The organism is Pseudomonas sp. KB_15, assembly GCF_052114525.1.
Taxonomy (GTDB): Bacteria; Pseudomonadota; Gammaproteobacteria; order Pseudomonadales; family Pseudomonadaceae; genus Aquipseudomonas.
Genome location: NZ_JBFREX010000002.1, coordinates 240,497 through 254,698 on the forward strand (window position 1 = coordinate 240,497; position 14,202 = coordinate 254,698).

Genomic DNA, 14,202 nt, shown 5'->3' on the forward strand with positions numbered 1-14,202 from the left:
GGTGAGTGCTGCGCACTCAATCGCGAGCAGGCTCGCTCCCACATGGGGTCCACGGCGTTCACAAATCCAGTGTGGGAGCGGCGGTGCGACGATTCGACTTGCTCGCGAAGCAGACACCACGGTCCCTCAGGTGTACACCAACATGCATAGCCCCTGCGCCATTGTCCCGGTGTACAACCACGAAACGGCCATCACCACGGTGGTCGATGCGCTGATCGCCAGCCATCTGCCGTGCATTCTGGTTGACGATGCCAGCAGTCCGCGCTGCGCCCGGGTGCTGGATCGCCTGGCGCAACGTGAAATGGTTTACCTGATCCGCCTCGCCGAAAACCAGGGCAAGGGTGGCGCGGTCATGACCGGTTTGCGCGAAGCTTCGCGCCTGGGTTTCAGCCATGCCTTGCAGGTGGATGCCGATGGCCAGCACGACTTGCAGGACGTCAAACGCTTCATCGAACAATCACGCGCCCACCCACAGGCGGTGATTTGTGGCTACCCGCAGTACGACGCCAGCGTGCCGAAAGGCCGTTTGTATGCGCGCTACCTGACCCACGTCATGGTCTGGATCAACACCCTGTCGTTGCAGATTCGCGACTCCATGTGCGGTTTCCGGGTTTACCCGTTACCGCCGGTTCTGGCGTTGATCGAGTCAGCGAAAATCGGCAAGCGCATGGACTTCGACTCGGACATCCTGGTGCGCCTGGCCTGGCGCAATCAGCCGATGCAATGGCTGCATACCAAAGTCCACTACCCGCTGGACGGCGTTTCGCATTTTCGTATGTTCCACGACAACGTCCTGATTTCCAGCATGCATACGCGGCTGTTCTTCGGCATGTTGCTGCGTGCGCCAATGATTCTCTGGCGACGGTGGCGAGCATGAGCGCAGACAATCAACACTGGGCCGACCGCGAAGAACGGGGCAGTTTCTGGCTGATGAAGCTCACCGCGTTCGGCGCCAAAGTGCTGGGCCGCCGAGTACTGAGCCCAGTGTTGTACGGCATCGTGTTGTACTTTTTCCTGTTCGGTCGCAGCGCCCGACACAGTGCCTGGCAATACCAGCAACGCCTGACCGACTGGAGCGGGCGCAGCGAGTTACGCCCGAGCCATTGGCGGGTGTTCGGCCAGTTCATGGCTTTCGCCGATTCCATGCTCGACAAACTCGACGTATGGAACGGCAAGCTGAGCATCGAACACATCGAGATCATCGACCCGGCGCTGTTGCGCGACCAGTTGCGCGGTGCCCGCGGGCAGATGCTGGTGGGCGCACACCTGGGCAATCTGGAAGTCTGCCGCGCACTGGCGGAAATCGGCGAGAAAGTCACGATGAACGTGCTGGTGCACACCAAGCACGCCGAACAGTTCAATCGCTTGCTGGGCGAGGCCGGGGCGACCAACCTGCGCCTGATCCAGGTCAGCGAACTGGACCCGGGGATCATGCTGCAATTGAGCGAACGCCTGGAGCGCGGCGAGTGGCTGGCAATTGCCGGCGACCGCGTGCCCCTGCATGGCGGACGCAGCGTGACCGTGGACTTCCTCGGTCATCCGGCCAGGTTCCCCCAAGGCCCGTGGCTGCTGGCCGGCCTGCTGAAATGCCCGATCAACCTGCTGCTGTGCCTGAAAAAGCCCGACGGCGACTATCGACTGACCATTGAGCCGTTCGCTGACGCAATCACCTGGAAACGCAGCGACCGCGAGCAGGTCATTCATCAGTGGGCCTCCCGCTACGCCGAGCGCCTGAGCCACTATTGCCTCGAAGCGCCCCAACAATGGTTCAACTTTTACCCTTTCTGGAAGACCGATGACGACTCCAACGCTTGAGCCGGTAACCTTCGGCGAACGCCCTTTGCACATTGAAGACGTGCTGGCACTGGCCAACCGCAAGGTGCCGACGCAGTTGCAAAGCGATCCCGCCTACCGCGAGCGCATCGCCAAGGGCGCGCGTTTTCTGGACTCGCTGCTGGACAAGGAAGGCGTGATCTACGGCGTGACCACCGGTTACGGCGATTCCTGCGTGGTCGCGGTACCGCTGCATCACGTCGAGGCGCTGCCCCGTCATCTGTTCACCTTCCACGGCTGCGGCCTGGGCAAACTGCTCGACGCCCAGGCCACCCGCGCGGTACTGGCGGCGCGTTTGCAGTCGTTGTGCCACGGTGTTTCCGGAGTGCGCGTGGAGCTGCTGGAGCGCCTGCAGGCGTTCCTTGAACACGACATCCTGCCGCTGATTCCGGAAGAAGGCTCGGTGGGTGCCAGTGGTGATCTGACGCCGCTTTCGTACGTTGCCGCCACGCTGTCCGGCGAACGCGAGGTGATGTTCCGTGGCGAACGCAGGCAAGCCGCCGATGTGCACCGCGAACTCGGCTGGCAGCCACTGGTGTTGCGTCCGAAAGAAGCCCTGGCATTGATGAACGGCACCGCCGTGATGACCGGTCTGGCCTGCCTGGCGTACGCCCGCGCCGATTACCTGCTGCATCTGGCCACGCGCATCACCGCGCTGAACGTGGTCGCGCTGCAAGGCAACCCGGAGCACTTCGACGAGCGCCTGTTCGCCGCCAAGCCACATCCGGGGCAGATGCAGGTCGCCGCGTGGCTGCGTAAAGATCTGGCCATCGACGCACCGACCGCCCCTTTGCATCGCCTGCAAGACCGCTATTCCCTGCGCTGCGCGCCCCATGTGCTGGGCGTGCTGGCCGACAGCCTGAACTGGCTGCGTTCGTTCATCGAGATCGAACTCAACAGCGCCAACGACAACCCGATCATCGACGCCGAAGCCGAGCGCGTGCTGCACGGTGGGCACTTCTACGGCGGGCATATCGCCTTCGCCATGGACAGCCTGAAAAACCTCGTGGCCAACGTCGCCGACCTGCTGGACCGGCAACTCGCGCTGCTGGTGGACGAGCGCTACAACCATGGCTTGCCGAGCAACCTGTCGGGGGCCACGGCTGACCGCGCCATGCTCAACCACGGCTTCAAAGCGGTGCAGATCGGCACCAGCGCCTGGACCGCCGAAGCGCTGAAGAACACCATGCCGGCCAGCGTTTTCTCGCGCTCCACCGAATGCCACAACCAGGACAAAGTGAGCATGGGCACCATCGCCGCCCGGGATGCGATCCGCGTGCTGGAACTCACCGAGCAGGTGGCAGCCGCCACGTTGCTGGCGGCCAATCAGGGCGTCTGGCTGCGCGGCCAGGCCGAAGATGCGCGACCACTGCCACCCGCGTTGGCCGCCATGCATGAAGAATTGGCCAAGGACTTCCCTCCGGTGATCGAAGACCGCGCGTTGGAGGGCGAATTGCGCCTGTGCCTGCAACGCATCGCCGAACAATACTGGAGGTTGCATGCGTAGCAAGGGATTTCTCTACACCGACACGGAAATCGTCGTACCGTTCTTTGACGTCGACAGCATGCATGTGGTCTGGCACGGCCATTACGTCAAATACCTGGAAGTCGCCCGCTGTGCGCTGCTGGACAAGATCGGCCACAACTACACCGCGATGAACGAGTCAGGCTACGCCTGGCCGGTGATCGACCTGCAATTGCGCTACGTGCGCGGCGCGGTGTTCGGCCAGAAACTGAACGTGCGCGCCAACCTGGTGGAGTGGGAGAACCGCTTGAAGATCAACTACCTGATCAGCGATCTGCAAACCGGTGAACGCTTGACCCGGGCCATGTCGGTACAGGTCGCCGTCGACCTCGCCAGCCGCGAGATGCAACTGGCCTCGCCGAAGGTCTTCACCGACGCTGTCGAGAGGGCCCTGCCATGATTTTCTGCCACCCACGTTCCCCTGTGGGAGCGGGCTTGCCCGCGATGGTCGTTAACGATGATGCTGGGAACCTGACACCCCGCGGTGCTCTCAGGCTTTTCGCGAGCAAGCTCGCTCCAGCAGTGTTCTGCGTGCTACTGGGTATTCCTGGACTGGCCCATGCCTTCGACCTGCAGCAACTCAGCGATCAACTGGCCAGGCCCGAGGTGATCCACGGCAATTTCATCCAGGAAAAACACCTGCGCGCCCTGCCCCAGCCGCTGACCAGCAAGGGCACGTTCGTCCTGGCGAAAAACCACGGCTTGTTGTGGCTGCTCAAAACGCCACTGCAACAGGACTATCGCATCACCGCCAAAGGCATTGCCCGGCGTGACGGCATTGTTTGGCAAATGCTGCCGGGCAAAAGCGCCGGTGCCGAGCAGAACCGTTTGTTCCTCGCCGTGCTGCAAGGCGACAGCAGTGGCCTGCAACGGGATTTCGAGCTGTCCCTGAGCGGCGACGCGCAGAACTGGAAGCTCACGCTGCTGCCGCGCTCGATGCTGCTCAAACAGGTGTTCAACCAGATCAACATTACCGGTGCAGAACTGGTGCACAGCATCGAACTGCTCGAGACTCAGGGCGACAGTACGTTGTTGCGCATGCAGGACAGCACCAGCACCCAACCGTTGAGCGACGCGGAGCAGCATGACTTTGCCGAGTGAACGGTGGTTGCCACGGCTGTTTCTGCTCCTGCTGCTGGCAGTACTGGCGCTCGCCGGTTGGCAATGGCGTGACGGCGCGCCGCTGTCGGCCAACCTGATGGAACTGGTACCCGGCACGGCGCCCGACGCCCTGGAACTGCGCGCCGAACAACGCATGCAAGAACCGCTGAATCGCGAAATACTGATGCTGGTCGGCCACAGCGATCGCCAGCAGGCCGCCGCCATGGCGCAGACACTCGGCGAGCAATGGCAGGCCAGCGGCTTGTTCGAAAAGGTCCAGTGGACCCTGCAAGCCGACTTGCCGGCACTGCGCACGCAATTGCTGCAAGGTCGCCTGGCGATGCTCCAGGCGGCGGACCGACAACTGCTGATCGAGCACCCCGACACCTTTGTCCAGCAGCGGGTGCAGGCGTTGTTCGACCCGTTCAACGGTTACAGCCTGGTGCCGAGCCAGGACGACTGGCTGGGCCTGACCGGGCGCATCCAGAACAGCCAGCCGCAACGCGGCTCGGTGCAACTGGACATCGGCAGCGGCGCCTTGGTCGCCGATGCCGATGGCAAGAGCTGGGTGCTGCTGCGCGCGCGCACCACCGGCAACGCCTTCGACATGCACCTGCCGCTGCAAGTGGCCGACCTGTTCAAGCACAGCCGCGAAGAAGCCGCCAGGCACGACGTGCAACTGCTCGCCGCCAGCGGCCTGTTGTACGCAGCCAGCGGGCAACAGCAGGCCGCCCGGGAGATGACCTGGGTCGGTGGCGGTGCCACCGTCGGGATTCTGTTGTTGCTGCTGTTGGCCTTCCGGCGCTGGCGCGTCTTGCTGGCATTCGTGCCGGTGCTGGCAGGCATGCTCTTCGGTGCGGTGGCCTGCGTGGCGTTGTTTGGCCATATGCACGTGATGACGCTGGTGCTCGGGTCGAGCCTGATCGGTGTCGCGGTCGATTACCCGCTGCATTACCTGTCCAAGAGCTGGAGCCTGAAACCCTGGCACAGCTGGCCTGCCCTGCGCATGACCTTGCCCGGGTTGACCCTGAGCCTGATTACCAGCGGTATCGGTTACCTGGCCCTGGCCTGGACACCCTTCCCCGCGCTGACCCAGATTGCCGCATTCTCTGCCGCCGGTTTGCTCGGCGCCTATTTGTCCGCCGTGTGCCTGTTGCCAGCATTGCTCAAGGGCGTAGAGCTGCGCCCTGCGCAGTGGCCATTGCACGTTTGCGAGCTTTTACTGGATTGTCGGGAAGCGCTGCTCAAACAAGCGAAAACGCCTGTCCTGCTGGCGCTGCTGATCGCCTTTTGCGTGGGCGGCCTGTTACAACTGAGCAGCAAAAACGACATCCGCCAGTGGATCAGCGCGCCTCAACAATTGACCGACGAAGCCCGGACCATTGCACGGATTACCGGCTATCAACCCACCAGCCAGTTTTTCCTGATACGCGCCGCCAATCAGCAGCAACTGCTTGAACGCCAGACCGCCCTGAGAGAGCGACTGGATCAATTGATTGGCCTGGAAAAGCTCCAGGGTTACCTATCGCTCAATCAGCTGGTCAGCCCGCCAAACCAACAGCAACAGGTGCGCGAAGCGCTGAGCAAACTGCCGTCGTTCTGGCAACCGTTGCTCGACATCGGTGTACCGGCCGAGGCGCTGCAAGCGGAGCTGACGAAGTTACAGGCATTGCCTGCCGTGGACATCGACACCGCGCTCACCGGTCCGCTGGCGGAACCCTACCGGGCCCTGTGGCTGGGGCCGACCGATGACGGCGTGGCGGCGATGGTCAGCCTGCAAGGCCTCAACAACCCGGCCCTGCTGCGGCTGCAGGGTGAGGATTTACCCGGCGTGACACTGGTGGATCGACTGGGTGAATTGAACAACGTCTTCGCGGCCACCCAGGTCAGTGCCGCCGAACTGAAACTCGCCTCCTGTGTGTTGATCGTGCTGGTGCTGATCCTGCCGTTCGGCCTCGGCGGTGCGTTGCGTATCATCGCCCTGCCGCTGTTGGCGGCGTTGTGCAGCCTGGCCAGTCTCGGCTGGCTGGGGCAGCCGTTGACCCTGTTCAGTCTGTTCGGCCTGCTGCTGGTGACGGCGATCAGCGTCGATTACGCGATCCTGATGCGCGAACAAGTCGGCGGTGCTGCCGTGAGCCTGCTGGGTACCTTGCTGGCGGCGTTGACCACCTGGCTGTCGTTCGGTCTGCTGGCGGTGTCGAGCACCCCGGCGGTGAGCAATTTCGGACTGTCGGTGAGCCTGGGCCTGATCTTCAGCTTCCTGCTCGCGCCGTGGGCCGGTCGACAGGTGCATGAGGCCACTACCGTGGAGCGGGCAGCGTGATGGTCGTACTGTTCTGGGCGATGGCGCTGGCGTTGTTCGCGGTGGCGACCCGTGTCGGCCGTCATTTTGGCCTGATTCCCATCGTCAGCCAGTTGTTGCTGGCGACCCTCGGCTTGCCGCTATTGATGTATTTCTGGATCGAGCCCCAATGGCAGTTGAGCGGTGCGCAGCTGGTGTCGCCGGGCTGGCTGAAGAACCTCTACAGCCTGAGCTTTGCCCTGTTGCTGGGCTACATCCTCAGCGATGTGATCGATCTGCAACTGGATCGCCAGAGCCTGAAAATCGCCCTGCCCAGCTTTTGCATTCCGTTTGCCTGCGGCCTGGCCACGGCGATCTGGCTGTTGCCGGCGCAACCGTGGATCAGCTCGCTGGCCGTCGGCCTGTTGTTCGCCATCACCGCGATTCCGGTGTTGTACCTGTACCTGCGGCACATCGATTACCCGCCCGGCGCCACCCGGCGACTGGTGCAAACCGCGATTCTCATCGACCTTGCCTGCTGGACGCTGTTCGGCATCGCCCAGGGCAGCCTGCACCTGAGCAGCCTGCTGCTGCCCCTGGCCGGCGCGTGCCTTCCGGTGCTGCTGCGGTTGCTCGGTTTGCGTCAGACATGGCTCTACAGCCTGAGCTTTTTCGCCCTGCTGGTCGTCGCCGAACACTTCAAGCTCAATGCGCTGATTTTCGGCATCGGCTATGTGTTGATCATGGCCGCGCTGAAAGCCCCACTGGTCCTGCCGCTGCCGGCCGTGTGGATGGGCCGCTTGCAGACGTACATCGCCATCCCGCTGATCCTCACGTTCGGCATCGTGCAGATCAATGTGCACAGCGCGATGGACAGCCTCGGCTGGGTGCAACTGGTCGCCCTGCTGCTGTTGCCGATGCTGAGCAAACTGCTGGGCAACTGGCTCGGCCTCGGCTGGGCCGGGGCCTCGTTCAAGGGCGCCAGCCGCTGGCGGGAAAGTGTGCTGCTGAACATCCGCGGCTTGAGCGAAATCGTCTTTCTCAACCTGTTGCTGCAACAGCAACTCATCAGCCCGCCGCTGTACTTTGCACTGATGCTGATGGGCCTGATCGCCACACTGCTGCCGGCCCTGACCGGCATGCACCGAGTCCCCCTGAAAACCGCTGTCCCGGCAAGGAGCCCCCATGCCAATCGTTGAAATGGAATGTCGCCAGGTCGTGGTCATCGGTGCCGGTCCTTCCGGTGCCATCGCCGCCGCATTGCTCAAGCGCAAGGGACACGATGTGCTGGTGATCGAGCGTCAGCATTTTCCACGGTTTTCCATCGGTGAGAGCCTGTTGGCCCATTGCCTGGACTTCGTCGAGGAAGCGGGCATGCTTGACGCCGTCAATGCGGCCGGCTTCCAGCTGAAAACCGGTGCCGCATTTGCCTGGGGCGAACGTTACAGCGCCTTCGATTTCGGCGAGACGTTCAGCCACGGAAAATCGACGACGTTTCAGGTCCAGCGCGCCGATTTCGATAAGCTGCTGGCCGATCAGGCCGCGCTTCAAGGCGTGGAGATCCGCTATGGCGAAACCATCGTCAGCGTCAACAATGCCCCGGAAAAACCACAGCTCGGCGTGCGCCGCGAAGACGGTAGCGAGTACCGCATCGAAGCTGATTTCCTGCTCGATGCAAGTGGTTACGGCCGCGTGCTGTCGCGCTTGCTCGACCTTGAGGCGCCGTCGAACTTCCCGTTGCGGCAGGCCGTGTTCACGCACGTCGAGGACCGTATCGACCACCCGGCCTTCGACCGCAGCAAGATCCTCGTGACCACTCATCCGACCCAGCGCGACGTGTGGTTCTGGACCATCCCGTTCAGCAACGGGCGCTGCTCGGTCGGCGTGGTCGCCGCCGAGGAACGTTTCGCCAGCCGCAGCGACAATCTGGACGAGTGTCTGCGCGGCTTTATCGCCGAGACACCGAGTTTGGCCCGCGTGCTGACCAATGCGCGCTGGGATACCGAGGCCCGAACCATCGGCGGTTACTCGGCCAACGTCAAAACCCTGCACGGTCCGGGCTTCGCGCTGCTGGGCAATGCGGCGGAATTCCTCGACCCGGTGTTTTCCTCTGGCGTGACCATCGCCATGCGTTCGGCGAGCATGGCCGCCGGGGTCTTGCACCGTCAGCTGCAAGGCGAAGCCGTCGACTGGCAAACCGAGTTCGCCGAACCGCTCAAGCGCGGCGTTGACACGTTCCGTTGCTACGTCGAAGGCTGGTACGCCGGGACCTTCCAGGATGTGATCTTCCATGAGAGCAGTTCGCCGGAAATCCGCGGGATGATCAGCTCCATACTTGCCGGATATGCCTGGGATCCACGCAACCCGTTCGTCAGCGAAGCCAGGCGCCGGTTGAAGGTGATATCAGAGTTCTGTGCAAGGGATGCGTCATGAACTACTTGAGCGACAACTACGTCGAAGAAACCCGTTTCGGTTTGTGGTTCCTGCGCAGCCGGATCTGGCAGCACTATGTGCTGCGGCTGGCGATCAACGATTTGCGCAGCCTGTTCAGCGAAGCGCCGCCTGCCGACCCGGTACTGCTGGATGCCGGCTGTGGTCAGGGCAAGTCATTCGCGCTGCTGCGCCAGGCCTTTGCGCCCGGTCGTCTGATTGGCGTCGATGCTGATCCCTACAGCCTGAACCAGAGCCGCGAAGAAGCAGTCCGACAGGCAATGGAAGTGGAGTTGATCGGCAGCGACTGCGCCAGCCTCAATCTGCCGGACGCCAGTATCGACCTGCTGTTCTGCCACCAGACCTTCCATCATCTGGTGGAGCAGGAACAGGCGCTGGCCGAGTTCTACCGCGTGCTCAAGCCCGGCGGTTATCTGCTGTTCGCCGAATCCACCGAGGCCTACATTGATACCTGGGTGATCCGCTGGTTGTTTCGCCACCCGATGCACGTGCAGAAAAGCGCTGCGCAGTACCTGGAAATGATTCGCCGGCAGGGTTTCGAATTTACCGCGCAAAACGTGTCTTATCCGTACCTGTGGTGGAGTCGCGCCAAGGATTTCGGCCTGCTCGAATACTTGGGTGTGTGCAAGCCAAAACCCTTTGGCCAACGGGAAGAAACCCTGGTCAATGTGGTGGCGCGCAAACCGTTTGAAGGAACTGTGTGATGTACATTGCCAACCGCTTGAAGCGCCAAACCTGTGGGAGCGAGCCTGCTCGCGATAGCGGTGGGTCAGCCAATATTAATGGTGAATGTATCGCCGCCATCGCGAGCAAGCTCGCTCCCACAGGGGTAACCGGTGCTCTGCGATTTCTGCTACTTGCTGTGGCCCTGCTGCTAAGCGCCTGCGCCGGCCGGGCGCCGCTGCCCGAGCAAAATCCGGATCTGCCGTTGCCGCTGCAATTGCATATTCAGCTATTGAAGCCCGACGACCGCCTGGACTGGGTGCTGGTGATCCAGCGCGAAGAAGCGGGCATCCGCTGGTCGATGATGGACCTGCTGGGCATTCCCCAGGCCCGCCAGCTATTGAATGATAAAACCTGGCACGCCGACGGCCTGTTGCCACCCAACCCGCAAGCCCGGGAGCTGTTCGCGGCGTTGCTGTTTGCGCTGACGCCAAAAGATCAACTGGCGGCCAACTATCCCGGCGCCTGGCAACACGGCAGACAACGGTCCCTGCCCGAGCGCTGGGACATCCGCTACGCACAACCGCAGAGTTTTGAATTGATGATTGCGAAAGGTGCGACCTATCAAGTCACGCCCCTGAGCGGTGAAACGCCATGACGGCTTACCTCAATGCCCTCGGATTGGTCTGCGCGCTGGGCCGTGACAAGCAGGAAGTCGCGCGCAACCTGTTTGCCGGCGACTGCGGCGGCATGCGCGAACAAGCCGGGTGGGTGCCGCAACGCACGCTGCCGGTCGGTGCGGTCCAGGGCAAACTGGCAACCCTTCCAGCCGACATGTCGCGCCATCACAGTCGCAACAATCAGTTGTTGCTGGAAGCCACGCTGCAAATCCGCCCGGAGATCGACAGCGCGATCCAGACTTACGGCCGCGACCGCATCGGTGTCGTACTGGGCACCAGCACCTCGGGTATCGACGAGGCCAGCCAGGGCCTTGCGCATTACCTGCGCGAAAAGCAGTTCCCGCCTGAGTACGACTATCAGCAACAGGAACTCGGGGCACCGGCGAACTTCCTCGCCGAGTGGCTGCAATTGAGCGGGCCGGCCTATGTCATTTCCACGGCTTGCACCTCCAGCGCCCGAGCCTTGATGAGCGCCCAGCGCCTGTTGGACCTGGGCATTTGCGACGCGGTGCTGTGTGGCGGTGTCGACACCTTGTGCAAACTGACCCTCAACGGTTTCACGGCCCTGGAAGCGGTCTCGGAACAACGTTGCAATCCGTTTTCGGTAAACCGCAATGGCATCAACATTGGCGAAGCGGCGGTGCTGTTCCTGATGACCAAACGCGCAGGCGACGGCCAACCGATTGCCTTGCTCGGCAGCGGCGCCAGCTCCGATGCGCATCACATTTCCGCCCCGGAGCCGACCGGTCGCGGCGCCCTGCAAGCCATGCGCAAAGCCTTGGGCCGCGCCAACCTGCAACCGGAGCAGATCGCCTACCTGAACCTGCACGGCACCGCCACCCAGCACAACGACGCCATGGAAAGCCAGGCCGTGGCGACGCTGTTCCCGGCCGGCGTACCCAGTTCGTCGAGCAAACCGATGACCGGCCACACCCTCGGTGCAGCCGGGGCGCTGGAAGCGGCGTTCTGCTGGTTAAGCCTGAGCGCAGACAATCGCGAGCATGCCCTGCCGCCGCACGTCTGGGACGGGCAGCCCGATCCTGAATTGCCGCCGCTGCAATGGGTGACCCCGGCCACTCGCCTGACGTCCATTGCACCCCGCTACCTGATGAGCAATTCCTTTGCCTTCGGTGGCAACAACGTCAGCCTGATTATCGGAGACGCCCCATGATTGACTGGCCGCTCGCCGAACTGCTGCCCCATGCCGGCGACATGATCCTTATCGATCAGATCCTGGCGTTCGATGAAGAGCAGATTCACACCCGCCTGACCGTCAAGCCCGATGGCCTGTTCAATCTCCCCGACGGCAGCCTGCCGGCGTGGGTCGGCATCGAACTAATGGCGCAAAGTGTTGCCGCCTTCGCCGGTTGCCATGCGCGTCAGCGCGGTGATGCGGTGGAGCTGGGTTTCCTGCTCGGCAGCCGAAAATTCGAATGCAACGTTGAAAGTTTTCCGGCCGGTACCGAGTTGACCATCCACGGGATTCGCTCCCTTGAAGACGATAACGGCATGGGCGTGTTCGAGTGCCACATCAACGCCCCCGGCATACACGTCACCGCCCGCCTGAACGTGTTCCGCCCACCCCAGGCCGCTCAATATCTCCATGAACCCGAAGGAGTCCAGTCATGACTGAATCCGTACTGGTCACCGGTTCCAGCCGTGGCATCGGCCGCGCCATCGCCTTGCGTCTGGCCCAGGCCGGGCACGACATCGTGTTGCATTGCCGCAGCGGCCTGGCCGACGCCGAAGCCGTCAAAGCCGAAGTCGAGGCCATGGGCCGTCGTGCGCGCATCCTGCAGTTCGATGTGTCCGACCGTGCCCGTTGCAAAGAAATTCTCGAAGCCGACGTGGAAACCCACGGTGCCTACTACGGCGTGGTACTCAACGCCGGCCTGACCCGCGACGGAGCCTTTCCAGCCCTGAGCGAGGACGATTGGGATGTGGTGATGCGCACCAATCTCGACGGTTTCTACAATGTGCTGCACCCGGTGATGATGCCGATGATCCGTCGTCGCGCCGCCGGGCGGATTGTCTGCATCACCTCGGTGTCGGGGCTGATCGGCAACCGTGGCCAGGTCAACTACAGTGCCTCCAAGGCCGGGTTGATCGGCGCGGCCAAAGCATTGGCGATCGAACTGGGCAAGCGCAAAATCACCGTTAACTGTGTCGCCCCCGGCCTGATCGACACAGCCATGCTCGACGAAAACGTGCCGGTGGAAGAACTGATGAAAATGATCCCCGCACAACGCATGGGCACCCCTGAAGAGGTGGCCGGCGCGGTGAATTTCCTGATGTCGGCGGAAGCCTCATACATCACCCGGCAGGTTCTGGCCGTCAACGGAGGCCTGTGCTGATGAAGCGCGTCGTCGTCACCGGCATGGCCGGCATCACCTCGCTGGGTAACGACTGGGAAACCATCGCCGGCAACTTCGCGGCCAACCGCAGCGGCATCCGCCGGATGGACGAGTGGGATCGCTTTACCGAACTCAACACGCGCCTGGCTGGTCCCATCGATGACTTCAAGGTGCCGAGCCACTGGACCCGCAAGCAACTGCGCAGCATGGGCCGGGTCTCGCGGCTTGCTGTGGGCGCGGCGGAGATGGCGCTGGCCGATGCCGGCCTGTTGGGCGACGAGTCGATCAAGGACGGGCGCATGGGCGTCGCCTGCGGCTCCTCCACCGGCAGCACCGACGAGATCAAGGCGTTCGGCAACATGCTGCTCAACTCGGTGGCCGAAGGCCTGAACGCCAATTCCTACGTGCGGATGATGCCGCACACCACGGCAGCCAATATCAGCATTTTCTTCGGCCTCACCGGTCGCTTGATCCCGACATCCAGCGCCTGCACCAGCGGCAGTCAGGGCATCGGCTATGCCTACGAGGCGATCAAGTTCGGCCGCCTGCCACTGATGCTCGCCGGCGGTGCCGAAGAACTGTGCCCGACCGAAGCCATGGTCTTCGACGCGCTCTATGCCACCAGCCTGAAAAACGACACTCCACAACGTAGCCCGCGCCCTTACGACACTGCACGCGACGGCCTGGTCATCGGCGAAGGCGGCGGCATGCTGGTGCTCGAAGAACTGGAGCACGCCCTGGCCCGCGGTGCGCACATCCATGCCGAAATCGTCGGTTTCGGCAGCAACGCCGACGGCCAGCACACCACCCGTCCCGAACAAATCACCATGCGCCGGGCCATGGAACTGGCCCTGGAAGACGCCGGGCTGAAACCTTCGGACATCGGCTACGTCAACGGCCACGGCACCGCCACCGAACAGGGCGACATCGCCGAAACCCTGGCCACCAGCAGCCTGTTCGGCGAACACATGCCCATCAGCTCGCAAAAGAGCTTCCTCGGCCACACCCTCGGCGCCTGCGGTGCACTGGAGTCCTGGTTCAGCATCGAAATGATGAACCGCGACCTCTACGCCCACACCTTCAACCTCGACGAAGTCGACCCGCATTGCGGCAAGCTCGACTACCTGCGCGGCGAGTTTCGGCAGATGAGTAACCGGTACGTGATGAACAACAACTTTGCGTTTGGCGGGGTGAATACTTCGCTGATTTTCAAGCGTTGGCCGTAACCTAAAATATTTTCCCTGTGGGAGCGAGCTTGCTCGCGATGGACGTCAACGATAACGCGCGGTGCCTGAATGACCGCGTTGTCTGGAC

General features: G+C 62.7%; 14 protein-coding genes. All 14 read left to right on the top strand.

Annotated features, from left to right (window positions below; genetic code table 11):
• The first annotated feature begins 142 nt into the window (after positions 1-142).
• The 14 genes from AB4Z35_RS03490 to AB4Z35_RS03555 are packed head-to-tail and all read left to right on the top strand — an operon-like array spanning position 143 to position 14,114.
• Positions 143-877, top strand: coding sequence for a glycosyltransferase family 2 protein (locus AB4Z35_RS03490; RefSeq protein ID WP_007993771.1), 735 nt, complete (start codon positions 143-145; stop codon positions 875-877).
• Entirely contained in the window at positions 874-1,815 is a 942-nt protein-coding gene (locus tag AB4Z35_RS03495) for an LpxL/LpxP family acyltransferase (protein ID WP_442096041.1), read from the top strand. The genes AB4Z35_RS03490 and AB4Z35_RS03495 overlap by 4 nt, the downstream gene beginning before the upstream one ends.
• On the top strand, positions 1,796-3,340 hold the full coding sequence (locus tag AB4Z35_RS03500; RefSeq protein ID WP_442096042.1) for an HAL/PAL/TAL family ammonia-lyase: 1,545 nt from the start codon (positions 1,796-1,798) through the stop codon (positions 3,338-3,340). The genes AB4Z35_RS03495 and AB4Z35_RS03500 overlap by 20 nt, the downstream gene beginning before the upstream one ends.
• A complete protein-coding gene (locus AB4Z35_RS03505; RefSeq protein WP_007997707.1) occupies positions 3,333-3,758 on the top strand; it encodes an acyl-CoA thioesterase in 426 nt (141 codons plus the stop codon). The genes AB4Z35_RS03500 and AB4Z35_RS03505 overlap by 8 nt, the downstream gene beginning before the upstream one ends.
• The gene (locus AB4Z35_RS03510; protein WP_442096043.1) at positions 3,755-4,459 is read left to right on the top strand and encodes an outer membrane lipoprotein carrier protein LolA; all 705 of its coding nucleotides are present in this window, start codon (positions 3,755-3,757) and stop codon (positions 4,457-4,459) included. The genes AB4Z35_RS03505 and AB4Z35_RS03510 overlap by 4 nt, the downstream gene beginning before the upstream one ends.
• A complete protein-coding gene (locus AB4Z35_RS03515; protein ID WP_442096044.1) occupies positions 4,443-6,782 on the top strand; it encodes an MMPL family transporter in 2,340 nt (779 codons plus the stop codon). Before AB4Z35_RS03510 ends, AB4Z35_RS03515 begins: the two co-directional genes overlap by 17 nt.
• On the top strand, positions 6,782-7,939 hold the full coding sequence (locus AB4Z35_RS03520; RefSeq protein ID WP_442096126.1) for a sodium:proton antiporter: 1,158 nt from the start codon (positions 6,782-6,784) through the stop codon (positions 7,937-7,939). Before AB4Z35_RS03515 ends, AB4Z35_RS03520 begins: the two co-directional genes overlap by 1 nt.
• Entirely contained in the window at positions 7,926-9,173 is a 1,248-nt protein-coding gene (locus tag AB4Z35_RS03525; protein ID WP_442096045.1) for an NAD(P)/FAD-dependent oxidoreductase, read from the top strand. The genes AB4Z35_RS03520 and AB4Z35_RS03525 overlap by 14 nt, the downstream gene beginning before the upstream one ends.
• A complete protein-coding gene (locus tag AB4Z35_RS03530) occupies positions 9,170-9,895 on the top strand; it encodes a class I SAM-dependent methyltransferase (protein WP_442096046.1) in 726 nt (241 codons plus the stop codon). Before AB4Z35_RS03525 ends, AB4Z35_RS03530 begins: the two co-directional genes overlap by 4 nt.
• Positions 9,895-10,512, top strand: coding sequence for a hypothetical protein (locus tag AB4Z35_RS03535; protein WP_442096047.1), 618 nt, complete (start codon positions 9,895-9,897; stop codon positions 10,510-10,512). The genes AB4Z35_RS03530 and AB4Z35_RS03535 overlap by 1 nt, the downstream gene beginning before the upstream one ends.
• The gene (locus tag AB4Z35_RS03540; protein WP_442096048.1) at positions 10,509-11,705 is read left to right on the top strand and encodes a beta-ketoacyl-[acyl-carrier-protein] synthase family protein; all 1,197 of its coding nucleotides are present in this window, start codon (positions 10,509-10,511) and stop codon (positions 11,703-11,705) included. The genes AB4Z35_RS03535 and AB4Z35_RS03540 overlap by 4 nt, the downstream gene beginning before the upstream one ends.
• Positions 11,702-12,163: a hotdog family protein gene (locus AB4Z35_RS03545; protein ID WP_007997352.1), complete on the top strand. Its 462-nt coding sequence runs from the start codon at positions 11,702-11,704 to the stop codon at positions 12,161-12,163. Before AB4Z35_RS03540 ends, AB4Z35_RS03545 begins: the two co-directional genes overlap by 4 nt.
• A complete protein-coding gene (fabG, locus tag AB4Z35_RS03550; protein WP_442096049.1) occupies positions 12,160-12,888 on the top strand; it encodes a 3-oxoacyl-ACP reductase FabG in 729 nt (242 codons plus the stop codon). Before AB4Z35_RS03545 ends, fabG begins: the two co-directional genes overlap by 4 nt.
• A complete protein-coding gene (locus tag AB4Z35_RS03555; protein ID WP_007997354.1) occupies positions 12,888-14,114 on the top strand; it encodes a beta-ketoacyl-ACP synthase in 1,227 nt (408 codons plus the stop codon). Before fabG ends, AB4Z35_RS03555 begins: the two co-directional genes overlap by 1 nt.
• Positions 14,115-14,202 lie beyond the last annotated feature (88 nt).